Raw genomic sequence first — 26,616 nt, 5'->3', positions numbered from 1 at the left:
ACAAGGGACTCACACTTCATTTCCTGCCCGCCAGTGTCTTGACATATCGGTTTCGGGAGCCTTCTACTGCACCTCAAGTCGCTAGAAGTCTAGCAATCTCCGGAGGTCCTCCATGACAGCGCCGTCCACGCCCTCCCCCAGCCGCACGGGCATGCGGTTCCCCGACCAGCCGGTGTACTCGGGCTGGTCGATCCCCTCGCGCATCGAGGCCGACATCTTCGAGATCGAGGCCGACGGGGAGATCCCCCGCGACCTGCGCGGCCGCTACTACCAGATCGCTCCCGACCCGGCCTTCCCCAACCGCACCGGCGACGACCTCCCCTTCAATGGCGACGGCATGCTGCGCATGTTCACCTTCGCCGACGGCCACGTCGACTACCGCAGCCGCTACGTCCAGACCGAGAAGCTGAAGCTGGAACGCGCCGCCCGCCGTTCGCTGTTCGGCGCCTACCGCAACCCCTACACCGACCACGTCACCGTGGCAGGCAAGAACCGGGGGGCGGCGAACACCAGCGTCGTCTTCCACGCCGGGAAGCTCCTGGTCCTGAAGGAGGACGCCCGCCCCACGCGACTCGACACCGACTCCCTGGAGACCTACGGGGAATGGGACTTCGACGGTGGGGTCAGCAGCCCGACCTTCACCGCCCATCCCCGCGTCGACCCCGTGACAGGTGAGATGTTCGCCTTCGGGTTCGAGGCCAAGGGCCTGGCCAGCCGGGACATCGCGTACTACGTCCTCGACGCCCACGGCAAGGTCCTGCACGAGGTGTGGTTGGAGGCCCCGTACACCAGCATGATCCACGACTTCGTCGTCACCCAGGACTATGTGATCTTCCCGGTGATGCCCAACGCCGCCGACCTCGACCGGATCAAGGCGGGCGGGCCGCACTGGCAGTGGGACCCGTCCAAGGAAACCTGTCTGGGAGTGATGCCGCGCTACGGCACCGCAGACCAGATCCGCTGGTACCGCGGCCCGGCCCGGTTCACCTACCACTTCTTCAACGCCTACAACGAAGGCACCACGATCCACATCGACGGCTGTGTCGCAGAGGCTCAGCCGGCCCCGTTCCTGTACCCCGACACGGTCCCGTATGACGTCACCAAGGGCGTGTCCAGGATCACCCGCTGGACGGCCGACTACGCGGCCGACGACGGCAAGGGCTTCGAAGAGCACGTACTTCAGCCGGAGTTCGCCGAATTCCCGCTCATCGACGACCGGGTGGAAACGGGCCGGCACCGCATCGGGTTCACGGGGGCGCGTGTCATCGGTGACGAGTACAAGAGCGCTGACGGCATACAGTCCCTCAACACGATCATCCGCTATGACTTCGACAAGCAGCAGGCCACCGGCCAGTACGTCCTGCCCGAACACTTCACCTTCCAGGAGCCGGTGTTCGTGCCCCGCGGCGACGACGCCCCCGAGGGCGACGGCTATCTCCTGGCCCTGGCCAACAACTGGACCACGATGCTGAACGACCTGCTCATCCTCGACACCGCCGATCTGGCCGCCGGTCCTGTGGCCACTCTCCACCTCCCCCTCCGCCTGCGCGCGGGTATCCACGGGACCTGGGTCCCCGAGCACCTCATCCAGGCCGGCTGATCCGGCGGAAGGGCGAAGACCGTCTCTACGCGGTCCAGGACCCGGCCGCACCCGAGCATTACCCGCGGGGTCGCTTCCGCACCTGTGAGGAACGGGTTACGCGTTGTTGGCCGTAACCCCATCCCGCGTGACGGGCCGGTCGACAGGATGCCGGGCCCCACCGGGCGCCAGTTGTGGCAGCCCGCCCTGATCCACTCGAACGTGGACGCCCCCGGATACCGGTCGCTGACCACGCACATCCACGACGAGGACGGCGACCACCTCGACTCGGACACCGCCTTCGCGGTCAAGCCGTCCGCGGTCCGCTCCTTCGTCTCCCGCACGCATCTCCCGCACGGCCGACGACCCGGGCCGTCCCACCGGCGTCGTCGGCCCGTGGTTCTCGGTCGAGTACGACCTCGTCCTGACCCGTCGCGGCCCCAGCAACCCAGCAATCCACCAACCGTCAAGGAGCAGCAGCGCCGATGGGCACCATCAACTCACCCCAACCCCAAGCCGCCACCCCGGTCGTGATCGTGTCCGAGCCGGACGACGGCACCCAACGGCTGCTGATCGGCGGCCGGTGGAGGGCGGCCGAGGGCGGCCGTACGACCTTCACCCTCAGCCCCATCACCGAGGAGCCCCTGCAACCCGTCGCTGCGGCGTCACGGGCCGATGCCGCAGCAGCGGTGGAGGCGGCCCGCGCGGCGTTCGACAGCTGGTCGCACACCTCTCCCGCCGAACGGCGAGCGATCCTGTCGCGGGCGGCAGACCTGCTGGAGGAACGTGCTCCCTCGATCGCCGCCAACATGACCGAGGAGAACGGCGCCGCGGCGTCCTGGGCCCACTTCAACGTCCACGTCGCCGTCGGCATCATGCGTGAGGCAGCCGTGCAGGCCTACGGCCTGATCGGCGAGGTGCTGCCCTCCGACGTCCCGGGGCTGCGGGCCACGGCCGTGCGCCGGCCCGTGGGGGTGGTCGTCGGCATCGCGCCGTGGAACGCCCCGCTCATCCTCGGTGTCCGCGCCATCGCGTGGGCCCTGGCCTACGGCAACACCGTCGTCCTCAAGGGATCCGAGGAGTCGCCCCGCACACACGGCGCGATCGTCGCCGTACTGCGCGACGCCGGCATGCCCGACGGCGTGGTGAACCTGATCACCAACGCCCCCGAGGACGCCGCCGAGATCGTCGAAGAGCTCGTCGTCCACCCGGGAGTCGGCGTCGTGAACTTCACCGGCTCAACGAGGGTCGGCAGGATCATCGCCGAGAAGGCGGCCACCCACTTCAAGCGGACACTGCTGGAACTGGGCGGCAAGGCACCGCTGATCGTCCTCGACGACGCCGATCTCGCCGCCGCGGCGGCTGCGGCCTCCTTCGGCGCCTTCATGTACCAGGGCCAGATCTGCATGTCGACCGAGCGGATCGTCGTCGACCGGTCCGTGGCCGATGCCTTCACCGAGCGACTGGCCGCCCGCGCCAAGGCCCTGGTCACCGGCGACCCGAGGAACCCGGACACCCAGGTCGGCCCCGTCATCAACCGCCGGTCCCTCGCCCACCTGCGCGCACTCCTGGACGACGCGGTCGAGCGCGGTGCGCTGATCGCGGCCGGGGGCGGCTTCGACGGCTTGGTCCACCAGCCCACCGTCGTCACCGGCGTGACCCCCGAGATGCGCCTGTACCACGAGGAGTCGTTCGGCCCCGTGGTGAGCGTGGTCGTCGCGGACGGCGTGGACGACGCCCTCCGCATCGCCAACGACACCCCCTACGGCCTGTCCGGCGCGGTGTTCGGCAAGGACGAATCCCGTGCCATGTCCGTGGCCGAACGGCTGCACACCGGCGTAGTCCACGTCAACGGCGCCACCGTCCACGACGAGGTGCTGATGCCCTTCGGCGGCGTCGGCGACAGCGGCTGGGGCCGCTTCGGCGCACGCGCCGCATTGCACGAGTTCACCGATCTGCGCTGGGTCACCGTCTCCCAGCAGCCGCGCCACTACCCGATCTAGCAAGGAGATTTCGCACGTGAACAATCTGATCGGTCCTGAGGCGACGGAGCGCCTGGCGATCCGCGAACTGATCGAGAACTGGGCGCTGTGGCGGGACGCGGCCGACTGGGACCGCTTCCGAGAGGTGTGGCACCCGGAGGGCCGGATGATGGCCACCTGGTTCCAGGGCACCGGCGAGGAGTTCATCCGCGTCAGCCGTGAGGGCTTCGACCGAGGCGTGCGCATCCTGCACTTCCTCGGCGGCACCACCGTCGAGGTCGGCGGCAGCCGGGCGGTGGCGCAGACCAAGATGACCATCTCGCAGCGTGGCGAGGTCGAGGGTGTCGTGTGCGACGTGGTGTGCACCGGCCGCTTCTACGACTTCCTCGCGCAGCACGACGGACGCTGGACCATCGTGCTGCGCCAGCCCATCTACGAGAAGGACCGGCTGGATCCCGTCAGCATGTCCAACGGCCCCGATCTCGACCCCGACCTGCTCGCCGCGTTCCCCGAGGGCTACCGGCACCTCGCCTACCTCCAGAGCAGGATCGGCTACCAGGTCAAGCCCGACATGCCCGGACTGACCGGACCCGCGGTCGAGGCACTGTACGCCCGAGGGGCGGCCTGGCTCGACGGCTCGGCGTCCCCGCTTCTGTAGTACCGCCGGGTCACCGAGGCACCGGTGCCGGACTGACACGGCAGGGCCACGACGGACGTCCATGGCGCCCTCGTAAGGCCAGAAGGCCTCCTGCACGTGGCGCCTCCGGCATCGGACCGGCCGAACCACAGGCGATGCGGACCGTGTGCGAGCGCGACTCCCACCCTGCACCAGGCGGCCGCAGACGCCGCATCGAACCATTTCGCCGGTGTGCCATCACCGGCCTCATCGAGGACTGATGTAGTTGATACCCAACGTCGCGTCGTCACCTTCCCGTTCCTCAACATCCGAGCCGGCGGCACTGAGCACCGGCACACTCCTCGCCGCTTGCACCGCGGTCTTCATCGCAACGGTCGGGATGGGCCTGCCTGCAGCGATCACCGGCGTCATGCAACAGACACTGCATGTGTCCGGCCCCCAGCTGTCCTGGATCAATGCAGCCTTCCTGGTGCCGACCGCGACGCTGGGCCTGACGTTCGGCGTACTCGGCGACCTCTACGGGCGCAAGAGGATTCTCGTAGGCGGTGCGAGCCTGATGGCGATCGGCTATGCGGTCGCCGCGATCGGCGTCTCGGTGCACGCCCTGTACGTGGGGCAGGCGCTCTCCGGTATCGGCGCCGCGGCCCTGTTCGCCTCGTCACTCGCGTCGATCACCGCTGCGACCCCCGGGGCGGCCGAGCGGGCGCGCGGGCTCGCGGCCTGGACGACCGCGCTGTCCGTCGGCGCGCTGGTCGCTCCTGTGATGTCCGGCGCCGTCGTGGAGTTCACATCGTTCCGCTGGGCCTTCGTGGCGGTGGGGCTGTTCGCCGTCATCAGTCTCGGACTGAGCCTGGTGTTCGCCGGTGACTCCCGTGCGCCGCAGGGCAGATCGCTGGACCTGCCAGGACAGGCGACCATCACCGTGGCCATCCCCGCCCTGCTCTTCGGAGTCATCCAGGGTCCGACGTCGGGCTGGGGATCACCTGCTGTGGTGACCGCCTTCCTCCTCGGCGTCGTGTTCCTGGCCGCGTTCCTGGTCATCGAGGCCAGGTCGACGTCCGCGATGCTGAAGCTGGACGTGTTCCGGATCCCTGCCTTCTCCGCCGCGGCTGTCGTCGCGGTGATCGGGATGTTCGGCTCTCTCGGCGGAGCGTACGGGCTGAGCGTCCGGCTGGGGGTGATCCAGCACCGGAGTCCCTTGGAGTCGGCATGGCCGTTCGTGGTGATGCAGGGCGTCACACCGCTCATGGGACCGCTGCTGGTGCGCCTGCTCCGCAAGGTCGCTCCGCGGATGATGCTCGCCGCCGGTCTGGTGCTGACCGCAGCGGGGCAGCTGTGGCTGATGGCGCTGCCCGTGAGCGACACCAGTCTGCTGACCATGCTCCCGGCGCTCATCCTCAGCGGCATGGGCTTCGGCCTCCTGATCGGTGCGCTGACCGCCGCCGCGGTGAACACCGTGCCGATCGAACTCAGCGGGATGGCAAGCGCCGTCACGACACTGCTGCGCGGCTTCGGCCAGGCTCTCGGCCCGGCCATCATCGGCACCGTGGCGCTGACCTCGGCCGGAACCGCGCTGGCCCAGGCCCTGCCCCACGCCGGTCTGGCCGCCGCGCAGCAGCACGCGGTGCAGGCCGTCGCCGCCGGGGGAGGCCCGCTCGCCGTGGCCTCGGCGCCTATGGGACCGCGGGTCGGCACGCTGGTGACGGAGGCGCTGGCACATGGCTACAACCTCGGGTTCCTGGTGAGCGCCCTCGCCTGCGTGGTGGCCGCCGTGATCAGCGTGCTGTTCCTGCGCGGCGGTCGCAGCTCAGAGCTGGCCATCCCCCTGCCCTGAGCAGCGCCGTGCGCACCGCGCTGCTGTGCTCGGCGGCCGTGACCCTTCCGCAGACCGGTGAGGGGCGGGCGGCGTGTGCCCGCCGGACCCTCTCGGAGACCGAACAGCGGCTACCGGCGACGGCCGAGCAGCAACCCGCCGGCGACCAGGGCCGAGGCGAGTCCGAGGAGGCCGACGGCGTGGGCCATGCTGCCCGTGGCCGATTCCAGGCCGATCAGGACGAGCGGACAGATGAACTCACCCGCGAAGAAGGCGGCCGTCCACAGACCGGTGCCGCGTCCCCGGTCGGCGTAGCTGAGCCTGGACATCGCGATGGTCAGCAGTGAGGGCAACAGCATGCCGGTGCCAAGGCAGTTGAGCACCGCACCGACGATCACGATCACCGGGCTGTTCGCCAGGGCGATCAGCACGAAACCGGCCGCGCACAGGGCGAACACCAGGGGCAGCCTGCGGTCCGGGCTGCCGGACAGTCTGGTGAAAGTGATGGAACCGACCACAGTGGCGGCGCTGGCGACCGCGGTGGCCAGGCCGATGACGCCGGTGGACTTCACGCCCAGGTCGTCGAGCAGGTAGGACATCTCGACGGGCACGGTGTAGAAGACCATCGCGCCGAACACGGTGAGTGCGCAGATGCCGGCCAGCAGGCGCACGGGGAACGGCCTGGTCTCGCCTGCGGGTTCTTCGGCTTCCGCGGCGCCGGCCGGCATGGGCTTGGACAGGGTGAGCGCCATGGCGGGGGCCAGCAGCAGGCCCACGGCGTAGATCCAGAAGGGTGCGCGCCAGCCCGCCGAGCCGAGGGCGCCGCCGATGACGAAGAACGCGGTGGCGGAGATGGAGGCGCACATGGTCTGCAGGGCCAGGTAGCGTTCGCGCGTCCGACCGCTGTAGTAGTCGCCGATCAACGTGGTGCAGCAGGTCATGATGGCCGCCTCGGCGATGCCGACCAGCACCCGGCTGATCACGATGGCGCCGAGCGAGTCCAGCCACAGCGGGGCGGTACCGAGCAGCGCGTACAGAATCGTCGCCCCGACCAGCAGCCGTACCCGGCCGAGGCGGTCCACGATGACGCCCGCGAAAGGGGCGAGCAGTGCGAGCGCGAGCGCGGGGATGGTCAGGACGACCGGGACGAGGGTCTTCACTCCGGGCACGGTCGCGAAGTGTTCCTGCATCTTCGGCAGGACCGGCGCGAGAAGGACGGCGCCCAGCACCGGCAGACAGCTGCCCGCCATCAGGAGCACGGCGCGCAGCGGCCCCGCGTTCTCGGTATTCGGGCGGAGGCTGTCGGCGGGCGCGGGCGGGGAAACGGGTCTGGACATGCCGAACTCCACGAGTGGTGGCAGGGGTGCGGCGCAGAACCGCTGCGGCCATGACACGCAGCGGGGCACCGGCGCACCAGAGGGGACACGCCCGGGACAGCGGGCGTCGGGGACTGCCCCGACTATGGGCCAGGCCGTTCCCGGCGACTACCCCTCACGTGATCACACTGCCGGATCCTCGCCATTCGTGCCGCGGATGGGGCCTGCCCGCACGGCCGACGCCACCCGGGCGGCCGTGGTCCGCAGCCAGATGTGCCCGGCGTCGTGGGTGTGGACGGGGTGCCACCAGAGCGCCTCGCGCAGGGGGACCGTCTCGTACGGCGGCGTCATGATCCGTACCGGTGCGGTGCCGCGCAGGCGTTCGGCGAGGAGTGCCGGGATGAGGGCGATCCGGTGGGTGCCGGCGACCAGGAAGGGCAGCACCGTGAAGCTGTCGACGGAGACGCTCACCCGCGGTTCGATGCCGAGCATGCCGAGCTGGTGGACCGCGGGGGTGTCGTAAGCACGCAGATATGTCACCCACGGCAGGCGCGCCAGGTCGTCGCGGGAGAGGTGGTCGCCCACCTCGGGGTTGTCCTCGGCGACGAGGAAGACCCAGCCGTCCTCGTACAGCTCGGTGACGGGGAAGTCGCTGATGATGCCGTGCGGCATGATCATGCCGTCCAGGCTGCTCAGCACGGCAGCGGCCACCTCGGTGATGCGGGGCGGGATCTGGACGAAGCGCACGCGGACGCCGGGCGCCTCGCGGTCGAGGATCCGGGTGAGCTCGGCGCCGAAGACCGCCACCGAGTAGTCGCTGACGCCGAGGGTGAATTCGCGGGACTCCGTCGCCGGATCGAAGTCGGCCTGGCTGGTGAAGAGGCGTTCCAGCTGGTCGCAGACGGTGGAGGTGCGGTCGAGCAGTACTTGGCCGAGGGCCGTCAGTTCGTAGTGCCCTCCGACGCGGGCGAGCAGGTCGTCGTCGAAGTGCCGGCGCAGCCGGGCGAGCGCGCCGCTCATCGCGGGCTGGCTCAGACCGACGCGCCGGCCGGCCCTGGTGACGTTGCGCTCCTCCAGCAGGGCGCGCAGGGCGACGACCAGATTGAGATCAAGGCTTGCCAGGTTCACGGCGGCACTCCAGCGTGCGAGGGCGTCGACGGGATAAGTCCGACGGATGACGGCCATCCGGATAATCGATTTCCCTTATTCCAAAGGCTGCGGCCAGATTAGTCCCATCGCAATCAGGAGGACACGTTCGTGAAACCCGCAGCCACGTCGGTCCCTTTCGCCGGACCTTTTGCACTCGGTACCCTCTCCGCCCCTGACGGGGTCCCGTTCCCCGCTCTCGTCACGCCGGACGGCCGCGCCCTCGACCTGCGCGCGGCCTTCGGCGAGCGGGAGCTGACCACCCGTACGCTCCTGGAGAGCTGGGCCGAGACCACGCCTCGCCTGCACGCCCTCGCCAGGGACGACAAGGCCGCCTGGCAGCCTCTCGGGGACCTGCGGGTGCACGCTCCGGTGGAGCCCCGGCAGGTCTTCCAGTCGGGCGCGAACTACCGGCAGCACGTGATCGACCTGGAGGTCGCCCACCGCGCCCCCGACGACCCACGCACCGTCGAGGAGGCCCGCCAGGAGATCGCCGCGCTCATGGACCGGCGGGCGGCCGAGGACCTGCCGTACGTCTTCATCGGCCTGCCCAGCGCGATCACCGGGCCGTACGATGACGTACACCTTCCCGACTGGGCCGAAAAGCCGGACTGGGAACTGGAGTTGGCAGCCGTCATCGGCAAGCCCGGCTACCGGTTGTCCACGGACGAGGCGCTGGAGTACGTCGCCGGCTACACCATCGCCAACGACCTCACCGACCGTGCCACCGTCTTCCGCCGCGACATGCCTGCCATCGGCACCGACTGGCTGCGCAGCAAGAACGCCCCCGGTTTCACCCCGCTCGGCCCGTGGATCGTGCCGGCCGAGTCGATCGCCGACCCCGGCGATCTGCGGGTCACGCTCAAGCTCAACGGCGAGACCATGCAGGACGAGTCCACCAAGGACATGCTCTTCGGAGTCGCCAGGCTGGTGTCGTACATCTCCCGGACTTCCCAACTGCTGCCCGGCGACCTCGTGTTGACAGGCAGCCCGGCCGGTAACGGCATCCACTGGGGGCGGCTGCTGCGCGACGGCGACGTCATGGAGGGGTCCATCACCGGTCTCGGCGTGCAGCGCACCCGATGTGTGGCCCAGGAGACAGGTTCATGAACCGGAACGACCCCGAGGGCACGATCGCCGAGGCCGCCAAGAAGTACTCCAACTGGGGCCGTTGGGGCGAGGACGATGTCCTCGGCACCCTCAACTTCCTCGACGAGAGCAAGCGACGCGAGGGTGCCGCCCTCGTCCGGCGGGGCGTCAGTTTCTCGCTGTCACAGCGGTTCGACATGGACGGCCCGCAGAAGGGCTGGCGTCGCCGCACCAACCCGGTGCACACCATGCTCGACACCGGAACCGACGCCGCCCTCGGAAACCAGGGCTTCCCGCACGGCATCGGCGGCGCCGACGACGTGATCGCGATGCCGCTCCAGTGCTCAACCCAGTGGGACGGCCTGGGGCACATCTTCGACCACGGCAAGGCGTGGAACGGCCGGGCTGCCGAGAAGGTCGTCACCTCCGACGGCGACCTCGTCACCGGCATCGAGCACATGGCGCCGCACGTCGCCGGGCGCGGCGTGCTCCTCGACGTCGGCCAAGTCCACGGGCAGAACGGCGAGTTGCCCGACGGGTTCGCCGTCACCGAGGAACACCTCACCCAGGCCGCCGCCGCCCACGGGGTGCGGGTCGGCCGCGGGGACATCGTCGCCGTACGTACCGGACAGCTCAGCCGGGTCCGCCGCGACGGCTGGGGCGACTACGCGGGCGGCGCGGCACCCGGCCTCTCGTTCACCACGGCCGGCTGGCTGCACCGCACGGAGATCGCCGCGATCGCCACCGACACCTGGGGCTTCGAGGTCCGGCCCAACGAGTTCGAGCACGCCTTCCAGCCGCTGCACCAGGTCGTCATCCCCAACATGGGCCTGCTGATCGGCGAGATGTGGGACCTCGACACGCTCGCCGCGGACTGCGCGGCCGACGGCGTGTACGAGTTCTGGCTCACCGCCGCCCCCCTCCCGATCACCGGAGCCGTCGGCTCTCCCGTCAACCCGATCGCCGTCAAGTAGCCCTCGCCCGGAGCAACCAGAGGAACACCTCGCCCGGAGCAACCTGAGGACAAAGGACTTCCCCTATGAGAACACCCCGCACCGTCCTGGTCGTCGGCGGCGGATCGGCCGGCAACGCCGTCACCATCCTCCTCCGCCGGGCCGGACTGACCGTCGACCTCATCGAGGCCAGAGAGGACTGGAACGCCACCGCGGGCTCCGGCATCACCGTCCAGGGCAACGCCCTGCGCGTCCTGCGCGAACTGGGCGTGTGGGAGCAGGTGCAGGCCTCCGGGTTCGGCTTCGGATCGCTCGGCATCACCGGTCCGGACGGCACCGTCCAGCACGTCGTCGAGGACATCCGCACCGGCGGTGACGACCTGCCCGCCACCGTCGGCATGCAGCGCCCGCAGTTGCAGTGCATCCTCATCGACGCGGTCCGGGCGAGCGGCGCCTCGGTGCGGCTCGGCACCCGCGCCGAGAGCTTCGACCAGGACGCCGACGGCGTGCGGGTGCGTTTCACCGACGGCAACGACGGCCGCTACGACCTGGTGATCGCCGCGGACGGCATGGGATCGAGCACACGAGCCGCGATCGGCATCCCCGACCGTCCCGTGCCGACCGGTATGGCCATCTGGCGCATCGCCGCTCCTCGTCCCGAGGGCCTGGAGCGCACCGACCTCGCCTACGGCGGCCCCGCCTACATCGCCGGCTACTGCCCCACGAGCCGGAACACCATCTACGCCTACGCGGTCGAGGCCAACCGCGATCGCGCGTCCATACCCCCTGAGAGCTACGCCGACGAGATGCGCGGCCTCGTGCAGGGGTACGGCGGCCACTGGACCGAGATCGTCAAGCACATCGACGATCCGGCGAAGGTCAACTACACGTGGTACCACCGGCTGCTGGTGGAAGGCTCCTGGCACCGCGGACGGGTCGTGCTGATCGGTGACGCGGCCCACAGCTGCCCGCCCACCCTGGCCCAGGGCGCCGCGATGTCCCTGGAGGACGCGCTGGTCCTCGCCGAGCTGCTCACCGGTAGCGACGACTGGGGCGACCAGTTGTTCCAGAGGTACTACGAGCGCCGTATCGCGCGGGTGCGCCCGGTGGTGGACGCCTCCGTGCAAATCGGGCAGTGGCAGCTCGACGGGGTGCGTGACGCCGATCTGCCCGGCCTGGTCAACCGCATGTCGACCATGCTCAGGGACCTGCCGTGACCTCCTACCCGCGCCCCGGCCACCAGCCCACGACGAGCACTGACCCGTACCCCTGGCCAACGGTCGATGTGCACGCCCACGTCCTGCTGCCCGCGATTGAGGCGCTGGTGGGCGGCTTGCCGGGCCTGGCCGAGGCGAGGGCGCTCGACGCCCGCCGCAACGGGCCGGCCGCGCTGGCCGTCAACGGGCCGATGGTGCACGAGCGGTTGCCCCGGCTCACCGACACCGGTGTGCGGCTGGCCGCGATGGACGCCCAGGGCGTCGATGTGCAGCTGGTCAGCCCGTCCCCGTCGCACTACCACCACTGGACGGACGAGGCGACCTCCGACAAGGTGTGCCGGCTGGCCAACGAGGGCACAGCTGCCCACTGCTCGGCCGCACCGGACCGGCTCAAAGGGCTGGGCCTGGTCCCCTTGCACCACCCCGCCCTGGCCGTCCCGGCACTCGAACACGCCCTGGAACAGGGCCTGTTGGGCGTGGAGATCTCCAGCCACGCGCCGGGCCGCGAGCTGTCCGACCCCGCCTACGAGCCCTTCTGGCGGCGGGCCGAGGAAACCGGCGCGGTGCTCTTCCTCCACCCGTTCGGCTGCACCCTCGACGAGCGGCTCGACCGGTGGTACCTGTCCAACACCGTCGGCCAACCCACCGAGAACGCCGTCGCGCTGTCCCACCTCATCTTCTCCGGGGTCCTGGACCGCCATCCGGCACTGAAACTGATCGCGGCGCACGGCGGCGGCTACCTCCCCACCCACATCGGCCGCGCCGACCACGCCTGGTCCGTCCGCACCGACGCGGGCGCGGACTGCGCCCACCTGCCCAGCAGCTACCTCAAACGACTCTTCTTCGACTCCCTCGTCCACGACCCCCACGTCCTGCGCGCGCTCATCGCCGCCGCGGGCGCGGACCGGGTCCTGCTCGGCTCCGACTTCCCCTTCGACATGGGCACCGAGGACCCCGTCGGGGCACTGCGCTCCGCCCACCTGCCCGAAGCCGACTTCCAGGCCGTACGCGGCGGCAACGCGGCAGCGCTGCTGCAGCTCACCTGACCCCCACGCTCACCTGCCCCCACGGGAGGAAACCCATCATGAGTGCACGCCTGCTGACCCACCTCCGCCACGTCGACCTCGCCGTACCCGACTACGACAAACAGCTCGACTTCTACGCCGGCGTCTGGGGCCTGACCAAGGTCGCCGAGGACTCCGGCATCTCCTTCCTGGCCGCCGAGGGCAGCCCCGAGCAGTACGTGGTCCGGCTGCGCAAGGCCGAGGAGAAGCGCCTCGACCTCGTCTCCTACGGCGCCGCGAGCCCGGCCGAAGTGGACACACTCGCCGAACAACTCCTCGCGGGCGGCGTGCAGTTGATCTCCCAGCCGGGCAAGGTCGACACCCCAGGCGGCGGCTACGGCTTCCGCTTCTTCGACGTCGACGGCCGCACCATCGAGGTCTCCGCCGACGTCGAGGCCCGGCAGCACCGCAGGATCGAGGAGAAGGAGTCGATCCCGGTCAGGCTGAGCCACGTCGTCCTCAACTCCCCGGACCTCAACCGCACCCGCGAGTGGTACGAGCGCCACCTCGGCTTCCGCCTGACCGACACGCTCAGCTCACCGCACATGGGCGAGGTCATGCACTTCATGCGGATCTCCAACCAGCACCACTCGATGGCCGTCGCACAGGGCCCGCACACGTCCGTGCACCACGTCTCCTTCGAGATGCGCGGCATCGACGAGTACCTGCGCGGCACCGGCCGCCTGCTGCGGGCCGGAGTCCACAAGGTCTGGGGCCCCGGCCGGCACACGGCGGGCGACAACACCTTCAGCTACTTCCTCGACCCGCACGGCAACACCGTCGAGTACACGACCGAGCTGGAGGTCGTCGACGAGGACACCTGGCACCCGCAGGTCTACGACTTCTCCCAGCCCGACGTCGCCGACCAGTGGGGCACGGCCAACCCGATGAACGAACTCGTCGCCAAGGAGTCGTTCAACGACGTCGACCGAGGCGTGTTCGTCGCCCCGCCGGTCTGATCCCCCTTCATTTCCGGGGGCGCGGCACGTCCTGTCCCGCCCTGGCTGCCCGCCGCGCCCCCGGTGCCTCCCGCCCCCGAGAACCCCGAAACCCCCGTATCCCAGAGCCTGGAGCACGCACATGCGTTTCGCCGCATACGAGCACCGACACCAGCGCCAGGTCGCCGTCGTCGGCGAGGACGGCCGCCTCCACCCGGTCCCCGGCGAGCGCACCCTCACCGAACTGATCACAGCAGGAGCCCTCTCCGAAGCGGGGGCCACGGCCCTGGACGCCCCGGCCGGACCGCACGTCGCCGAGGTGCGACTGCTGCCACCGCTCCGGCCGGCCTCCATACGGGACTTCGTCACCTTCGAGGAGCACGTCGAGGGCGTACGAAGCTCGGTCGACGGAGCGAGCGGAGTGCCGGACGCCTGGTACGCCGCGCCGACCTTCTACTTCACCAACCCCCACGCCGTGTTCGGGCCGCACGACGACATTCCCATGCCGCCGGGGTCCCAGGCCCTGGACTTCGAACTCGAAGTCGCCGCCGTCATCGGCCGCGAGGGCCGCGACCTCACCCCCGAGCAGGCCCGTGAGCACATCGTCGGCTACATGGTCTTCAACGACTGGTCCGCGCGTGACCTCCAGTCCGCCGAGATGAAGGTCGGCCTCGGCCCCTGCAAGGGCAAGGACACCGCCACCACCCTCGGCCCGTACCTGGTCACCGCCGACGAACTGGAGCCGTACCGGGACGCGGAGGGCTTTCTGCGGCTGGCCCTGACCGCCGAGGTCAACGGGCAGGTGGTCGGCAAGGACCTGCTGTCCAACATGAGCTGGACCTTCGAGGAGATGGTCGCCTACGCCTCCCGTGGCACCCGGGTCGTGCCGGGTGACGTCCTGGGCTCCGGCACGTGCGGGAACGGCGGCTGCCTCGCCGAGCTGTGGGGGCTGCGGGGCGAGCGGACTCCGCCGCCGCTGGAGCCCGGCGACACCGTCTCGCTCACCGTCGAGGGCATCGGCACACTCACCAACACCGTCGTCCCCGGCGCCGATCCCGTGCCGCTGCCGGCCGGCCGGCGCCGCAGCCGGGAGCGGCCATGACGGACCTGCACGCCAAGCGGCTGCTGGGCAAGGTGGTCGTGGTCACCGGCGCGGCCCGCGGCCAGGGTGCCGCCGAGGCCGAGGCACTGACCCGCGAGGGCGCCCGGGTGATCGCCACCGATGTGACCGAGGCACCCGGCTGCCGCCGTCTCGACGTCACCAGCGAACAGGACTGGGCCGATCTCGCCGCCGAGTTGAAGGAGGCGTACGGGCAGGTCCACGGCCTGGTCAACAACGCGGGCATCACCTGGCGGGCCCGGCTCGGAGACGTACGCCCCGAGGACTTCGACCGCGTCCACGCCGTCAACGTCACCGGCCCGCTGCTCGGCATCCAGCACCTCGCCCCGCTGATGCCGCCCGGCGCCTCGATCGTCAATGTCGGCTCCTCCGCCGCGCTCACCGCCCACTACCCGGTGGCGTACACCGTCAGCAAGTGGGGCCTGCGCGGGCTGTCCCGGACGGCGGCGCTGGAACTCGGCCCGCGCGGAATCCGCGTCAACACGATCCACCCCGGCTACATCGAGACCGAGATGACCGCCTCCGCCGCCCCCGCCTTCCGCGAGGCCAACATCCGCGAGACCCCGCTCGGCCGCACCGGCACCGTCGACGAGGTCGCCCCACTGATCGTCTTCCTGCTGTCGGACGAGTCGTCGTTCATCACCGGCGCGGAGATCGCCGTCGACGGCGGCCTCACCGCGCACGGCGGAGCCAAGTCCGTCTCGGACGCCCTGCGACCGGCGACGCCATGACCGGCACCCTGGGCCGTGCCGCCACCAGAAAGGGCCTTCGCAAATGAACAAGGTCAGCACCAGTGCAGCGAGGGCGGTCGCCGACATTCCGGACGGCGCCTCGCTGGCCGTCGGTGGCTTCGGCCTCAGCGGCGTACCCGAAGTCCTCGTCCGTGCCCTGCACGAACAGGGCGCGGACGGTCTGAAGGTCGTCTCCAACAACTGCGGAGTCGACGGCCGCGGTCTCGGCGTTCTCCTGGCCGCGGGCCGCATCGCCCGGGTGACCGGCTCCTACGTCGGCGAGAACAAGGAGTTCGCCCGCCAGTACCTGGCCGGCGAGCTGGAGGTGGAGCTGGTTCCGCAGGGCACGCTGGCCGAGCGGCTGCGCGCGGGCGGGGCGGGCATCCCCGCCTTCTACACCCCGGCCGGCGTCGGCACACAGGTGGAGCGGGGTGGACTGCCCTGGCGCCATGCGGCCGACGGCTCGGTCGTCGTGGCCTCGCCGCCCAAGGAGACCCGCGGCTTCGACGGCCGTACCCACGTCCTGGAGCACGGCATCACCACCGACTTCGCCCTGGTACGAGCCTGGCGCGGCGACCGGCACGGCAACCTCGTCTTCCGTAGGTCCGCCGCCAACTTCAACCCGCTCGCCGCGATGGCCGGCCGCATCACCGTCGCCGAGGTGGAGGAACTCGTGGAGCCGGGGGAGCTGCGTCCCGAGGAGGTGCACCTGCCCGGCATCTTCGTCCAGCGGGTCGTGGCCCTCACCGCTGAAGAGGCAGCCGACAAGCCGGTCGAGCGCCTTTCGATCTCCGCGTCTCCGACACGAGGAACGGTACGTACCTGATGGCCTGGACCCGCGACCAGATGGCCGCCCGCGCCGCCGCCGAACTCACCGACGGCTCCTACGTCAACCTCGGCATCGGCCTGCCGACCCTGATCCCCGGCCATCTGCCGGCCGGTGTGCATGTCGTGCTGCACTCCGAGAACGGCATCCTCGGCACCGGGCCCTATCCCACCGAGGACGAGGTCGACCCCGACCTGATCAACGCCGGCAAGGAGACCGTGACGGTGCTGCCCGGCGCCTCGTTCTTCGACTCCTCGCTGTCCTTCGGGATGATCCGCGGCGGGCACATCGACACCGCCGTCCTTGGCGCCATGCAGGTGTCGGCCAACGGCGACCTGGCCAACTGGATGATTCCCGGAAAGATGGTCAAGGGCATGGGCGGCGCCATGGACCTCGTCCACGGCGCCCGGCGCGTCATCGTCCTGATGGACCACATCGCCAAGGACGGCACGCCCAAGATCGTCGAGGAATGCTCCCTGCCGTTGACAGGGGAGCGGTGCGTCCACCGCATCATCACCGACCTCGGCGTCCTGGACATCACGCCGACAGGCCTCGCGCTCGTCGAGACAGCACCCGGAGCCACCGTCGAGGACATCCGCGCCCGCACCGGCGCGCCGCTGCACACCGTCGCCGTCACGGCCGCCTGCTGATTCCCGCCGCCCTTTCATCCCGCACGGAGCCCCGAGATGACCGTCTTTCTCACCGACGCCGACGTCAGAGCCGCCTTCGACTGGGCCCATGCCATCGCGGCGCTGCGCAGCGCCTACGCCGCACCGCCCGACGAGTCCCGCTTCCCGTCGCGCACGATGGCTCGCGGAGACGGCCTGTGGCTGCGCACGCTCAGCGGTGTGCCCGGCGACGGCGGTCCCATGGGGGCCAAGCTGATCGCCGCCTCACCGCGGCACCGGCGTGCCTCGTATCTGATCCCTTTGTTCGACCAGGAGAGCATGGAGCTGACGGCACTTCTGGACGGTCACTCCATCACCGGTTTCCGTACCGCCGCCACCTCGGCGCTCGCCGCCGACCTGCTCGCCCCCGCCGGCCCCCTGCGCGTGGCTGTGATCGGATCCGGCTTCGAGGCGCAGAACCACGTCCGGGCACTGGCGGCGACCCGCACGCTGTCGTCCGTCACGGTGTTCAGCCCCAACCCGGCCAGCCGCACCCGCTTCACCCGGGAACTCGCCGATCTCGGGCTGCCGCTCGCCACCGCGGAGAGCCCCGAGGCGGCCGTCGCCGATGCCGACCTGGTGATCTGCGCGGCCCGCTCCCGCGACGAGCAGCCGACCCTGCGGGAGGTCCCGGCCGGCGTCACGGTCGTGTCGATCGGATCCACCCTTCCCGAGCAGCGCGAACTGTCGACCGAGGTGATCGCCCGCGCCGAGATGATCGTCGCCGACATGGCCGACGAGGTCACCGAGGACACGGGGGACCTGATCGCGGCGAGGAAGGCGGGCGTCGACCTCGCCGGAAAGGTGGTCCCGCTCGCCGACGTCGTCTCCGGTCGCGCGTCCGGCCGACCGGCGGACGACCCCGCCGCGGTCGTGATCTACAAGTCCGTCGGCTCGGCGGCGCAGGATCTCGCCGTCGCCGCGATGTGCGTCCGGCGGGCCGCAGAACTGTCCCTGGGCACCGAACTGCCCGTCACCATCTCCCCGGTCTCGAAATGAGCGACCCCGTGAGCAATGCCGTGCGCAGAGAACTCGACGACCCGTCCCTGCTGAAGAGCGCCGCCTACGTCGACGGCACCTGGATCACCACCGACGCCACCCTCGCCGTACACAACCCGTCCACCGGCGACCTGCTGGCCGAAGTGCCGCTCCTGGACCGCACTTGGACCACCGCGGCGATCGAGGCGGCGCACCACGCGCTGCCGGCCTGGCGAGCACGCCCGGCCAAGGAGCGGTCCCGGCTCCTGCGGCGCTGGTTCGACCTGGTCACCGAGCACGCCGAGGACCTCGCCCGGCTGATCGTCCTGGAGGAGGGCAAGCCGTATGCGGAGGCCGTCGGCGAGGTCGCGTACGCGGCGTCGTTCCTGGAGTGGTTCGCCGAAGAGGCCAAGCGCATCCGGGGTGACGTCATGGAGGCGCCGGAGGCATCGCGCAGGATCGTCGTCCTGAAGGAGCCGGTCGGCGTGTGCGCGGCGATCACCCCGTGGAACTTCCCCGCCGCGATGATCACCCGCAAGGCGGGACCCGCGCTGGCCGCGGGCTGCACGATGGTCCTCAAGCCCGCCGAGCAGACCCCGCTGACCGCCCTGGCGCTCGCCGAACTCGCCGACCGGGCGGGCATCCCGGCGGGCGTGTTCAACGTGGTCACCGGTGACCCGCGCGAGATCGGCCCCGAGCTGACGGGCAACCCTCTGGTCCGCAAGATCACCTTCACGGGCTCCACCGAGGTCGGCAGGCTGCTGCTGGCCCAGGCGGCGCAGACCGTGAAGAAGACGTCGATGGAGCTGGGCGGCAACGCGCCCGTCCTCGTCTTCGACGACGCCGACCTCGACGAGGCGGTCGAGGGCCTGATCGCCACCAAGTACCGCAACACCGGCCAGGCGTGCATCAGCGCCAACCGTGTCTACGTGCAGGACGGGATCCACGACGCGTTCGCGAAGAGACTCGCCGAGCGGGTCTGCGCCCTCGCCGTCGGCGACGGCTTCGACGAGGGCGTCCAGCAGGGCCCGCTCATCGACGAGGACGCGGTGGCGAAGGTGGAGTCCCACGTCGCCGACGCCGTTGCCCACGGGGCCGTGGTCCTGCACGGCGGCAGGCGCCACGCACGAGGCGGCCTGTTCTACGAGCCGACCGTGCTGACCGGCGTCACCGCCGAGATGGCCGTCACCCGCGAGGAGACCTTCGGCCCGGTCACCCCTTTGCTGCGGTTCACCGAGGAGAGCGACGCGGTCCGCATGGCCAACGACACCGAATTCGGCTTGGCCGCCTACCTGTTCGCCAAGGACGCCGAGCGCATCTGGCGCGTCGCCGCCGCCCTGGAAGCGGGCATGGTCGGCATCAACACCGGTCTGATCTCCAACGAGACCGCCCCCTTCGGCGGGGTCAAGCAGTCCGGCGTCGGCCGCGAGGGCTCGGTCTACGGCCTCGACGAGTTCCTGGAGCTCAAGTACCTCGCCTGGGAAGGCGCGAAGACCCCCGCCTCCGCCCACGAATCCACCTGATCACCTGCAAGGAGCGCACCATGGCCCGCTACACCCGCGCCGAAGCCCGCGACTGGGCGCGCGAGAACCTCGTCGGCGTCGTCAACTGCACGATCCCGTCCTTCACGGCCGACCTGACGGCGATCAACGAGAAGGCGATCCGCCACGACACCCGCCTCGCCATCGAGCACGGCTTCATGGGCACCCTCGGCGTCTCGGAGGTCTCCATCCAGCTCCCCGAGTACCTGGACTTCCTGCGCGTCATCAAGGACGAGGCCGGCGACCGGCTGCTGCTCACCCACCACGCCAGCTGGAACAACCTGGAGCAGAACATCGAGGCCGTGAAGGGCGCGGAGGAGGCGGGCGCCGAACTGGTGCTGCTGTCGTACCCGCCGAACTTCTACCCCGAGTCCGAGCAGGAGATCTACGACTACACCAAGGCCGTCTGCGACGCGACGAACCTCGGTGTCATGCTCTTCCCGATGTACCTGTGGGGCTTCAGCCCGCGCATCCACCCCTCCGACATCCCCGTACACCTGATCCGTCGCCTGCTCGACGACTGCCCCAACATCGTCGCCATCAAGGCCGAGGGCGGCTTCCCCAGCATCCAGAGCGTCATCGAGTGCCACCGTCACTTCGGTGACGAGGTCGTCATCTCGATGCCCATCGAGGGGGAGTTGATCCCGCTGTCGCAGATCATGCCGCTCCAGTTCTCCGCCACCAGCGACCACGAGTACTACGGCCCGATGATCCCGCGCGTCTTCCAGCTGCTGCGGGAGGGCAAGTACGACGACGCCGCCGAGATCTACTGGCAGCTCCACCCGGCCCGCAAGATCAAGGGAGGGCTCGCCCCGGCCCTGCACGGCGGCGCCTTCATCAACCGCCAGGCATGGAAGTTCCAGGGCTGGCTCCAGGGCTACAACGGCGGCCCGCTGCGCATGCCCACCCAGCGCATCCACGACGCCCAGATGAACGCCCTGCGCAAGGGCCTCGTCGACGCCGGTCTCGAACCGAGCATGGACCCTTTCCGCGAGTTCTTCATCGGCCGCAACCCGGCCTGAGCCGCGGAGGCTGCGGTGCCCCCCACGCGAGGTGATCGACCTGACGTCTTTTTGCGGCGGACGCCCCCTGGTGCATGAGCCTTGACTGACGGTCGCCCTGTCGACCGTCTCCGCCGACGTCCGGCCGTCTATCGGAGGATGGAGCGAAGGCGACAGTCCGACCTGTGCGGCGAGGCCGTCTCGCGCGCCCGGTCAGTCGCCCCATCGACTTGGGAGGGCGGGTACGACGCTTTCACCATCGCGGCCGTCTGCGAGCGCGCCCAGGTCGCTCCACGGACCATCCACGACCGTACGCCCAGCAAGGAGCCTCCCTTCCGCGCCGTCTCCGAGCACGGTCTGCTTCTCGGTACGGCGCTCTCCGACCTCCACTGCCGACACCCCTTGCCGGGCTCCACGCCCTCGGTCCTTCGGCCCTGTCCGCTGCAACCGACGTGGGTGAGCGGCGACATCAGGCGCCCTGGCAAGCGTGGCGCTGTGCAGGACGGCTCCCCGGCGGCCTACTGATCGCCGCTCCACGTCCGGTAAGCGGTCACGGCCGTGGGCAGGGTCGGGAAGATCCGCTCGCTGCCGACGGTGTCCGCCAAGCCGTACGCCGTCAGGTCGTCCAGCAGGTCCTGCTTGACGCGGGCGAGGGCGAAGACGATGCCGCGGTGGGCGAGCTCGCGGCGGAGTTCGTCGACCGCGTCCAAAGCGGTGATGTCGACCTCCACATTGGCCTCGGTGTTGAGGACGAACCAGCGGACCGGTTCGGTCTGTTCGTCGACGGCGGCCAGGGCCCGGCGGCGGAAGTTCTCGGCGTTGGCGAAGAAGAGAGGGGAGTCGTAGCGGTATACGAGCAGGCCGGGGATGGTGCGGGCCTGCGGGTAGTCGTCGATGTCGTGCATGCCGGCCACGCCGGGCACCAGGCCCTCGACGGCGTCGTGCGGGCGGGCCACCCGGGTGAGCAGTTCGGCCACGGACAGACCGACAGCGACCAGCACGCCGTACAGGATGTCGAGGGCGAGGACCCCGGCCAGGCAGCCGAGCGCCAGAAGGAGTTCCCGGCGGCGGAAGGACGCCAGCCGTCGGAAGCCCGCCAGGTCGATCATGCGGACCGCCGCGTAGACGACGAGCGCGCCGAGGACTGCCGTTGGCGTGCGAGACAGCAGGGGGCTCAGGAAGAGCAGGACCGACAGGACAGCCGCGCCGGCCACCAGCGAGTACGCCTGGCTGCGACCGCCGGCTGAGGAGGCCAGCGCGGTACGGCTGGCACTGCTGCTGACCGGGAAGCCGTGCAGCGTGCCCGCGCCGAGGTTGGCGGCGCCCAGTGCGAGGAACTCCTGGTTGGGGTCGAGCCGGGAGTCCCCGTCGTCGCGCTTGGTGAAGGCCCGCGCGGTGAGGATGAAATCCGTGTAGCCGACCAGGAGGACACCCAAGGCCGGGAGCACCAGGTGCGGCAACTCGGTCAGGTCCGGCACAGCCACGGTGGGCAGGCCCGAGGGGACATCGCCGATCACCTTGATGCCGTATCGGCCGTCGAGGTCGAAGACGGACACCGCGGCCGTGCCGAACACCACGACGAGCAGGGGACCGGGAACGGTGCGGAAGAGGTGGGCCACCGTGAAGAGGACCCCGAGCGCCGCGACGGAGAACAACACCGTGGCCAGGTGGATCCGCGGCAAGTTCCCTGCAAAGGACCACAGTTGAGTGAAGAATGCCGAGCCTGTCGTCCGGACACCGGTGAGTTTGGGGAGCTGGTCCACGATCATGATCAGTGCGACGCCCGCCAGATACCCGATCAGCACCGGCCGGGACAGCAGGTCCGCGACGAAGCCGAGCCGCGCCGCCCATGCCACCACGCACAACAGACCGACCGCGATCGCGAGCGTGGCCGCCAGCGTCGCGTAACGCGCCGGATCTCCTGCGGCCAACGGACCGACCACTGTCGCCGTCATCAGCGCGGTCGTCGACTCGGGGCCGACCGAAAGGAGTCGGGAGGAGCCCAGCAGGGCGTACAGGGCGAGCGCGGGCAGGATCGCCCACAGTCCGGCGACCGGCGGCAGGCCGGCCACGCCCGCGTATGCCATCACCTGGGGCACGAGATACGCGGCCACCGTCACTCCGGCCAGGACGTCGCCCTTCAGCCACGAGCGCCGATAGCCGAGCAGCGCAGCGAGCCCGGGCACGAGACGGCGCCACATGCGAGCACTGCCGACCGAGCTCTGGGACATGATCCTCCTCGGGCCGAAGGATCTCATGATTCTCCGGGGCCCTGGACGGCCTCGAGATGCCGAACGGCCCGCGGACGCTGCTCCTGCAGACCGGATCCTCGCTTCCGTAGGTGTTCTCCGGGCCCTGCGCCGGCGCGGACCCCATCGGCCGATGGGGCCTGTCGGCCCCCGACCGGGGACCTGCGGTCTCTGCACCCGGTCTCTTCTCGTCGCCACTCTGGAGTCGGAACCCCTACCAGGAGGTGGACAACATGTCCCGCAACGTCACCGTGGGCCTCGACGGCTCGTCCGAGAGCCGCGCCGCCGCCGAGTGGGCGGCCCGCGAGGCGAAGCTGCGCGGACTGCCGCTGCGGCTGGTGCACGTCTGGGAACCCGCCCCGGAGCCCATGGCACAGGCCCCGCTCCTGGGGGCCGAGACGCAAGCGCACTGGAGCGAGCGAATTCCGCGGGAGACGGCCGAGGGACTGCGCCTGCGCCATCCCGGCGTGCATGTGGACGTGGAGCAGATTCCCGGCAGGCCGGCGGATGCGCTGGCCGGGGCGGCGAAGGGCGCCGAGCTGCTGGTCCTCGGCTCGCGCGGGCTGAGCGGGATCGGGGGATTCCTCGTCGGATCCGTGGGCATGGCCGTGATCGCGGACACGGAGACCCCCGTCGTCCTGGTGCGGGCCGGAGAGCAGGCAGCCGACGAGCACGAGACGGATCCCGCGGGCATCCCGTCCGCCGCCACCGCGTACCGGCCCGTGGTGCTCGGCCTCGACACCGGCCACCCCCATGCCACGGTGATCGCTTTCGCCTTCGAGGAGGCCTCCCGCCGCGGTACCTCGCTGAGGGTCGTGCACGGCTGGAACCTTCCGCTCTACTCCGCCTACGGCCTGCCCGCCGACCCCGAGCTCAACGCCGAACTGGGCCGACAGGAGGCTGCCGCGCTGACCGAGGTGCTGCGCCCCTGGCGGCAGAAGTACCCGGACGTCGAGGTCGCCGAGGAGTCCCGGTCCGGAAGCCCTGCCAACCACATCATCGACGCCTCCCGCGACGCATCGCTGGTCGTCGTCGGCCGCAGGATCCGTCGCAGCCCGATCGGCGCACACATCGGATCCGTCACGCACGCCGTACTGCACCACGCCACCGCCCCCGTCGCCGTCGTCGCGCACGACTGAACGCATCCCCCGAAGGAGTCGAGATCATGAACGCAGCGGTGGAACGAGCCCTCGGCGGGCCCTTGGTCGTGGGCGTGGACGGTTCCGAGCCGAGCCTGCGGGCCGTCGACTGGGCCTCCGACGAGGCCGTGCTGCGCGGGGTGCCGCTGCGGGTGGTGTACGCCTGCCTGTGGGAGCGGTACGAGGGTGCCGCACTCGCCCGTGACATCGGCAAGCCGACCGCTCTGCCGTTGGCCCAGGACGTTGCCGGCGCGGCCGCCGAGCGGGCACGTGTCCGGCATCCGGATCTGAAGGTGACCGCGGACGTGGTGTTCGAGGAGCCGGAGTACGCCCTGGTGCGCGAGGGGCGGAACGCCTCGGCGCTGGTCGTGGGCACCCGCGGCCGCAGCGGCATCGCCGAGATGCTGCTCGGCTCCGTCAGCCTGGCTGTTGCCGCCCATGCCGACTGCCCGGTGATCGTGCTGCGCGGCAGCCACGACAACCAGGCGACAGCCCCGGTACGCCGCCGCGTCGTCGTGGGCGTCGGCGAGGACGTGAAGGAGTCGGAAGCCGTCAGGTTCGCCGTCGGGGAGGCACGGCGACGCGGGGTGCCTCTGGAGGCCGTTCGCGCGTGGCGGTGCCCCGCGCATGAATCCACCGACCATCCGCTCATGTCCGGCGAACCCGCCCGCCTGCACGAGGAGCGGGCGGTCGAGGATCTGGAAGCGGCGTTGCGGGACGTCCCGGCGGACATCGATGTGTGCCGGCGGACCGTCGAGGGTCATGCCCGCCGGGTGCTCTTGGCCGCCTCGCGAGAGGCCGACCTGCTGGTCGTCGGTGCCCGGCGCCGCGAGGGGCATCTCGGGCTCCAGCTCGGCCGGATCGCCCACACGGCGCTGCACCACTCCGCCTGCCCCGTCGCCGTCGTACCGCAGCAGGCGTGATGACGGTGACCGGCTCACAGACGCGCCGCGTGGTCGGGGACTCAGGTCCGCAGATCGCGCGGCGGGCGCTCGTCGCCGGTCGGTGACGGCCTGGCCGGCGGTCCGAGCACCGGCGGCGGGCACCTCGCGGTGCGCGACCACCAAGCAGCGGAGCACCTGAACGTGCGCCGTCAGGCATGCCTCCCGCGTCCGGGCCGGGGACGACCGGCGACATGTTGGGCCGACCGGCCCTCATGTTGCCCCCGGACAGCCCATGGGACTACTCCCCGATCCGCCGGATGCTCGAAATGACAAGAGGTTTGGAGGAGTTCCGCGATCGCGCGGATCGACGGCGTGGCCGACGACTGGCTGCGCAGGATGTGAGAGGAGGCGTACCGCCATGACCGGCACCGTGTTGGTCACCTACGGAACCACGAACGGATCTACAGCGCAGATCGCCGAAACGATCGCCGACGTCCTGCGCAAGAGCGGGCTGACGGTCGAGGCCCTCCCGGCCCAGTCGGTCGCGTCGGTCGCGTCGTACGAGGCGGTGGTGGTCGGCGGCGGACTGTACGCCGGGCGCTGGCAGAAGCACGCGCGCCGGTTCCTCCGCCGGCACCGCCACGCCCTGGCCGAACGCCCGCTGTGGCTGTTCAGCAGCGGCCCGCTCGACGCCTCCGCCTCGGAGCGGGAGATCCCGCCCGTGCCCGGAGTGCAGAAGGCCATGGTCGAGCTCGACGCCAGGGAGCACGTCACCTTCGGAGGCTCTCTGGAGGAGGGTGCGAAGGGATGGGTGGCACGGATGATCGTCCGCAATGGAAAGGGCGGGGACTTCCGGGACTTCACCGCGATCGAGACGTGGGCTGCACATGTCGCCGACGAGCTGACGCGCACATAGAGGCGGGCCGGAATGCTCCGTTTCACCCAGACCCCGGTGCCCGGCACCGGGGTCGCCGCACAACCGTGCCTACGACGGCACCACAGCTACGGGGCATGTGGCCTCTCGCAACAAGGACCGAACCACGCACCCCCACTCGGCGTCGGGCCTCCTGCCCACCACGACCAGTGCGGCACCCGCGGAGCAGTGGAGCAGGGCCTGCGCCGGCGCGAGCAGGACGACGTCCTCGAGCACCGGCACCTCCGGATGTTTCTCGCGCCACGGCCGCAGCGCATCGGTGAGCTGCTGCACCTCCTGGTCCTCCCAGGCGGCCCGGTCCTTCTCCGGTATGGCGAAGGGCAGTTCGGCGGCGTCGGCGGGAAGCGACCAGGCGTGGACAGCGTGCAGGCGTGAGCCTCGAATCCGGGCGCTCTCGAAGGCGAAGTCGATCGCCGCGGCCGCGGGGTCGCGGGCGTCCACGCCGAGCGCAACCCCCTCGGAGCGGCACCCGCCGTACAGGTCCTCCTGGACGAACACGAGCGGCCGGCCCGCGGCTTCGACGTCTGCGGGAAGGGACGGGCAGGCCGTTCGAGAGTCGGCGACATCCTCCGGGCGCAGGCCGCACACGATCATCTTTGCATCGCTCACGTCGTGCGGTGGGCCGGGGACCACGCGAAGCGGCAGACCGCGCAGCCGTGCTTCGTGCGCGGCCCAATCGACCGCGTTCCGGCTGAGCGCCGACGGGTCGATGGAGGCAATGATCACTTGTTCCACGGCAGTCCGCCTTTCCCCGCGACGGGACGCCACCAGCCTTGCGCATGCCTGCCGGCGTGCACCGACGTCGTGAGTA

The 26,616-nt window shown here is 70.5% G+C and carries 25 protein-coding genes; 20 read left to right on the top strand and 5 right to left on the bottom strand.

Going from position 1 to position 26,616, the window contains the following annotated elements; genetic code table 11:
- Positions 1–112 precede the first annotated feature (112 nt).
- The 3 genes from M2157_RS03215 to M2157_RS03205 all read left to right on the top strand — a co-directional run bounded on the left by M2157_RS03215 (position 113) and on the right by M2157_RS03205 (position 4,219).
- On the top strand, positions 113–1,600 hold the full coding sequence (locus tag M2157_RS03215; RefSeq protein ID WP_280864336.1) for a carotenoid oxygenase family protein: 1,488 nt from the start codon (positions 113–115) through the stop codon (positions 1,598–1,600).
- Positions 1,601–2,064: 464 nt separating this feature from the next.
- Entirely contained in the window at positions 2,065–3,582 is a 1,518-nt protein-coding gene (locus M2157_RS03210; protein ID WP_280864335.1) for an aldehyde dehydrogenase family protein, read from the top strand.
- Positions 3,583–3,598: 16 nt separating this feature from the next.
- Positions 3,599–4,219, top strand: a complete 621-nt coding sequence (locus tag M2157_RS03205; RefSeq protein ID WP_280864334.1) for a nuclear transport factor 2 family protein — start codon at positions 3,599–3,601, stop codon at positions 4,217–4,219.
- Positions 4,220–4,444: 225 nt separating this feature from the next.
- On the opposite strand, the gene M2157_RS03200 is transcribed toward M2157_RS03205, so the two are convergent.
- The gene (locus M2157_RS03200; RefSeq protein WP_280864333.1) at positions 4,445–4,609 is read right to left on the bottom strand and encodes a hypothetical protein; all 165 of its coding nucleotides are present in this window, start codon (positions 4,607–4,609) and stop codon (positions 4,445–4,447) included.
- Here M2157_RS03200 and M2157_RS03195 point away from each other — a divergent pair.
- Complete coding sequence (locus tag M2157_RS03195; protein ID WP_280864332.1) at positions 4,608–6,032, top strand: MFS transporter; 1,425 nt, start codon at positions 4,608–4,610, stop codon at positions 6,030–6,032. The genes M2157_RS03200 and M2157_RS03195 overlap by 2 nt on opposite strands.
- 110 nt (positions 6,033–6,142) lie before the next feature.
- Here the strand turns inward: M2157_RS03195 and M2157_RS03190 are convergent, their stop codons facing one another.
- Both M2157_RS03190 and M2157_RS03185 read right to left on the bottom strand, forming a co-directional pair.
- The gene (locus tag M2157_RS03190; protein ID WP_280864331.1) at positions 6,143–7,348 is read right to left on the bottom strand and encodes an MFS transporter; all 1,206 of its coding nucleotides are present in this window, start codon (positions 7,346–7,348) and stop codon (positions 6,143–6,145) included.
- Positions 7,349–7,510: 162 nt separating this feature from the next.
- Positions 7,511–8,455 (bottom strand): LysR family transcriptional regulator, encoded by a 945-nt coding sequence (locus tag M2157_RS03185; protein ID WP_280860233.1) that lies wholly within the window; start codon positions 8,453–8,455, stop codon positions 7,511–7,513.
- A 129-nt stretch (positions 8,456–8,584) separates the two neighbouring features.
- Here M2157_RS03185 and M2157_RS03180 point away from each other — a divergent pair, with 129 nt between their 5' ends.
- The 13 genes from M2157_RS03180 to M2157_RS03120 all read left to right on the top strand — a co-directional run bounded on the left by M2157_RS03180 (position 8,585) and on the right by M2157_RS03120 (position 21,124).
- Positions 8,585–9,583: a fumarylacetoacetate hydrolase family protein gene (locus M2157_RS03180; protein WP_280860232.1), complete on the top strand. Its 999-nt coding sequence runs from the start codon at positions 8,585–8,587 to the stop codon at positions 9,581–9,583.
- Complete coding sequence (locus M2157_RS03175) at positions 9,580–10,536, top strand: cyclase family protein (protein WP_280864330.1); 957 nt, start codon at positions 9,580–9,582, stop codon at positions 10,534–10,536. Before M2157_RS03180 ends, M2157_RS03175 begins: the two co-directional genes overlap by 4 nt.
- A 65-nt stretch (positions 10,537–10,601) precedes the next feature.
- Entirely contained in the window at positions 10,602–11,732 is a 1,131-nt protein-coding gene (locus M2157_RS03170; RefSeq protein ID WP_280864329.1) for an FAD-dependent oxidoreductase, read from the top strand.
- A complete protein-coding gene (locus M2157_RS03165) occupies positions 11,729–12,778 on the top strand; it encodes an amidohydrolase family protein (protein WP_280860229.1) in 1,050 nt (349 codons plus the stop codon). The genes M2157_RS03170 and M2157_RS03165 overlap by 4 nt, the downstream gene beginning before the upstream one ends.
- Positions 12,779–12,816: 38 nt before the next feature.
- Positions 12,817–13,755 carry a VOC family protein gene (locus tag M2157_RS03160; RefSeq protein WP_280864328.1) on the top strand — a complete coding sequence of 313 codons (939 nt, stop codon included), beginning with the start codon at positions 12,817–12,819 and terminating at the stop codon, positions 13,753–13,755.
- A 121-nt stretch (positions 13,756–13,876) separates the two neighbouring features.
- Positions 13,877–14,836: a fumarylacetoacetate hydrolase family protein gene (locus M2157_RS03155; protein WP_280864327.1), complete on the top strand. Its 960-nt coding sequence runs from the start codon at positions 13,877–13,879 to the stop codon at positions 14,834–14,836.
- Positions 14,833–15,585 (top strand): SDR family oxidoreductase, encoded by a 753-nt coding sequence (locus M2157_RS03150; RefSeq protein WP_280864326.1) that lies wholly within the window; start codon positions 14,833–14,835, stop codon positions 15,583–15,585. The genes M2157_RS03155 and M2157_RS03150 overlap by 4 nt, the downstream gene beginning before the upstream one ends.
- A 43-nt stretch (positions 15,586–15,628) precedes the next feature.
- Positions 15,629–16,411: a CoA transferase subunit A gene (locus M2157_RS03145; RefSeq protein ID WP_280864325.1), complete on the top strand. Its 783-nt coding sequence runs from the start codon at positions 15,629–15,631 to the stop codon at positions 16,409–16,411.
- Positions 16,411–17,061 carry a CoA transferase subunit B gene (locus M2157_RS03140; protein ID WP_280860224.1) on the top strand — a complete coding sequence of 217 codons (651 nt, stop codon included), beginning with the start codon at positions 16,411–16,413 and terminating at the stop codon, positions 17,059–17,061. The genes M2157_RS03145 and M2157_RS03140 overlap by 1 nt, the downstream gene beginning before the upstream one ends.
- A gap of 36 nt (positions 17,062–17,097) precedes the next feature.
- Entirely contained in the window at positions 17,098–18,078 is a 981-nt protein-coding gene (locus M2157_RS03135) for an NAD(P)-binding domain-containing protein (protein WP_280864324.1), read from the top strand.
- Positions 18,075–19,580: an NAD-dependent succinate-semialdehyde dehydrogenase gene (locus M2157_RS03130; RefSeq protein WP_280864323.1), complete on the top strand. Its 1,506-nt coding sequence runs from the start codon at positions 18,075–18,077 to the stop codon at positions 19,578–19,580. The genes M2157_RS03135 and M2157_RS03130 overlap by 4 nt, the downstream gene beginning before the upstream one ends.
- Positions 19,581–19,600: 20 nt before the next feature.
- Complete coding sequence (locus tag M2157_RS03125; RefSeq protein ID WP_280860221.1) at positions 19,601–20,620, top strand: dihydrodipicolinate synthase family protein; 1,020 nt, start codon at positions 19,601–19,603, stop codon at positions 20,618–20,620.
- Between the two features lie 138 nt (positions 20,621–20,758).
- Positions 20,759–21,124, top strand: coding sequence for a helix-turn-helix domain-containing protein (locus M2157_RS03120; RefSeq protein ID WP_280864322.1), 366 nt, complete (start codon positions 20,759–20,761; stop codon positions 21,122–21,124).
- On the opposite strand, the gene sulP is transcribed toward M2157_RS03120, so the two are convergent.
- Entirely contained in the window at positions 21,118–22,830 is a 1,713-nt protein-coding gene (gene sulP, locus M2157_RS03115) for a sulfate permease (RefSeq protein ID WP_280864320.1), read from the bottom strand. The two genes, M2157_RS03120 and sulP, sit on opposite strands and share 7 nt — an antisense overlap.
- Before the next feature lie 251 nt (positions 22,831–23,081).
- Here sulP and M2157_RS03110 point away from each other — a divergent pair, with 251 nt between their 5' ends.
- The 3 genes from M2157_RS03110 (at position 23,082) to M2157_RS03100 (ending at position 25,787) form a co-directional block, all read left to right on the top strand.
- Positions 23,082–23,987, top strand: coding sequence for a universal stress protein (locus tag M2157_RS03110; RefSeq protein WP_280864319.1), 906 nt, complete (start codon positions 23,082–23,084; stop codon positions 23,985–23,987).
- A 26-nt stretch (positions 23,988–24,013) separates the two neighbouring features.
- Complete coding sequence (locus tag M2157_RS03105) at positions 24,014–24,910, top strand: universal stress protein (protein WP_280864318.1); 897 nt, start codon at positions 24,014–24,016, stop codon at positions 24,908–24,910.
- Positions 24,911–25,289: 379 nt separating this feature from the next.
- Positions 25,290–25,787: a flavodoxin domain-containing protein gene (locus M2157_RS03100; protein ID WP_280864317.1), complete on the top strand. Its 498-nt coding sequence runs from the start codon at positions 25,290–25,292 to the stop codon at positions 25,785–25,787.
- Positions 25,788–25,856: 69 nt separating this feature from the next.
- Here M2157_RS03100 and M2157_RS03095 read toward each other — a convergent pair whose 3' ends face one another.
- Positions 25,857–26,540 carry a universal stress protein gene (locus M2157_RS03095; protein WP_280864316.1) on the bottom strand — a complete coding sequence of 228 codons (684 nt, stop codon included), beginning with the start codon at positions 26,538–26,540 and terminating at the stop codon, positions 25,857–25,859.
- Between the last annotated feature and the right edge of the window lie 76 nt (positions 26,541–26,616).

The sequence above is a fragment of the Streptomyces sp. SAI-127 genome, from assembly GCF_029894425.1.
In the GTDB taxonomy this organism is placed as follows: Bacteria; Actinomycetota; Actinomycetes; order Streptomycetales; family Streptomycetaceae; genus Streptomyces.
Note: the sequence above shows the minus strand (reverse complement) of the source record. Positions and strands in the feature narration are given on the sequence as shown.

Excerpts from the sequence above, each read along its gene's own strand:
- M2157_RS03215 (WP_280864336.1), top strand. The coding sequence starts at position 113 with ATGACAGCGCCGTCCACGCCCTCCCCCAGCCGCACGGGCATGCGGTTC.
- M2157_RS03210 (WP_280864335.1), top strand. The coding sequence starts at position 2,065 with ATGGGCACCATCAACTCACCCCAACCCCAAGCCGCCACCCCGGTCGTG.
- M2157_RS03195 (WP_280864332.1), top strand. The coding sequence starts at position 4,608 with ATGCAACAGACACTGCATGTGTCCGGCCCCCAGCTGTCCTGGATCAAT.
- M2157_RS03200 (WP_280864333.1), bottom strand. The coding sequence starts at position 4,609 with ATGACGCCGGTGATCGCTGCAGGCAGGCCCATCCCGACCGTTGCGATG.
- M2157_RS03190 (WP_280864331.1), bottom strand. The coding sequence starts at position 7,348 with ATGTCCAGACCCGTTTCCCCGCCCGCGCCCGCCGACAGCCTCCGCCCG.
- M2157_RS03175 (WP_280864330.1), top strand. The coding sequence starts at position 9,580 with ATGAACCGGAACGACCCCGAGGGCACGATCGCCGAGGCCGCCAAGAAG.
- M2157_RS03170 (WP_280864329.1), top strand. The coding sequence starts at position 10,602 with ATGAGAACACCCCGCACCGTCCTGGTCGTCGGCGGCGGATCGGCCGGC.
- M2157_RS03160 (WP_280864328.1), top strand. The coding sequence starts at position 12,817 with ATGAGTGCACGCCTGCTGACCCACCTCCGCCACGTCGACCTCGCCGTA.
- M2157_RS03155 (WP_280864327.1), top strand. The coding sequence starts at position 13,877 with ATGCGTTTCGCCGCATACGAGCACCGACACCAGCGCCAGGTCGCCGTC.
- M2157_RS03150 (WP_280864326.1), top strand. The coding sequence starts at position 14,833 with ATGACGGACCTGCACGCCAAGCGGCTGCTGGGCAAGGTGGTCGTGGTC.
- M2157_RS03145 (WP_280864325.1), top strand. The coding sequence starts at position 15,629 with ATGAACAAGGTCAGCACCAGTGCAGCGAGGGCGGTCGCCGACATTCCG.
- M2157_RS03140 (WP_280860224.1), top strand. The coding sequence starts at position 16,411 with ATGGCCTGGACCCGCGACCAGATGGCCGCCCGCGCCGCCGCCGAACTC.
- M2157_RS03135 (WP_280864324.1), top strand. The coding sequence starts at position 17,098 with ATGACCGTCTTTCTCACCGACGCCGACGTCAGAGCCGCCTTCGACTGG.
- M2157_RS03130 (WP_280864323.1), top strand. The coding sequence starts at position 18,075 with ATGAGCGACCCCGTGAGCAATGCCGTGCGCAGAGAACTCGACGACCCG.
- M2157_RS03125 (WP_280860221.1), top strand. The coding sequence starts at position 19,601 with ATGGCCCGCTACACCCGCGCCGAAGCCCGCGACTGGGCGCGCGAGAAC.
- M2157_RS03120 (WP_280864322.1), top strand. The coding sequence starts at position 20,759 with ATGGAGCGAAGGCGACAGTCCGACCTGTGCGGCGAGGCCGTCTCGCGC.
- sulP (WP_280864320.1), bottom strand. The coding sequence starts at position 22,830 with ATGTCCCAGAGCTCGGTCGGCAGTGCTCGCATGTGGCGCCGTCTCGTG.
- M2157_RS03110 (WP_280864319.1), top strand. The coding sequence starts at position 23,082 with ATGTCCCGCAACGTCACCGTGGGCCTCGACGGCTCGTCCGAGAGCCGC.
- M2157_RS03105 (WP_280864318.1), top strand. The coding sequence starts at position 24,014 with ATGAACGCAGCGGTGGAACGAGCCCTCGGCGGGCCCTTGGTCGTGGGC.
- M2157_RS03100 (WP_280864317.1), top strand. The coding sequence starts at position 25,290 with ATGACCGGCACCGTGTTGGTCACCTACGGAACCACGAACGGATCTACA.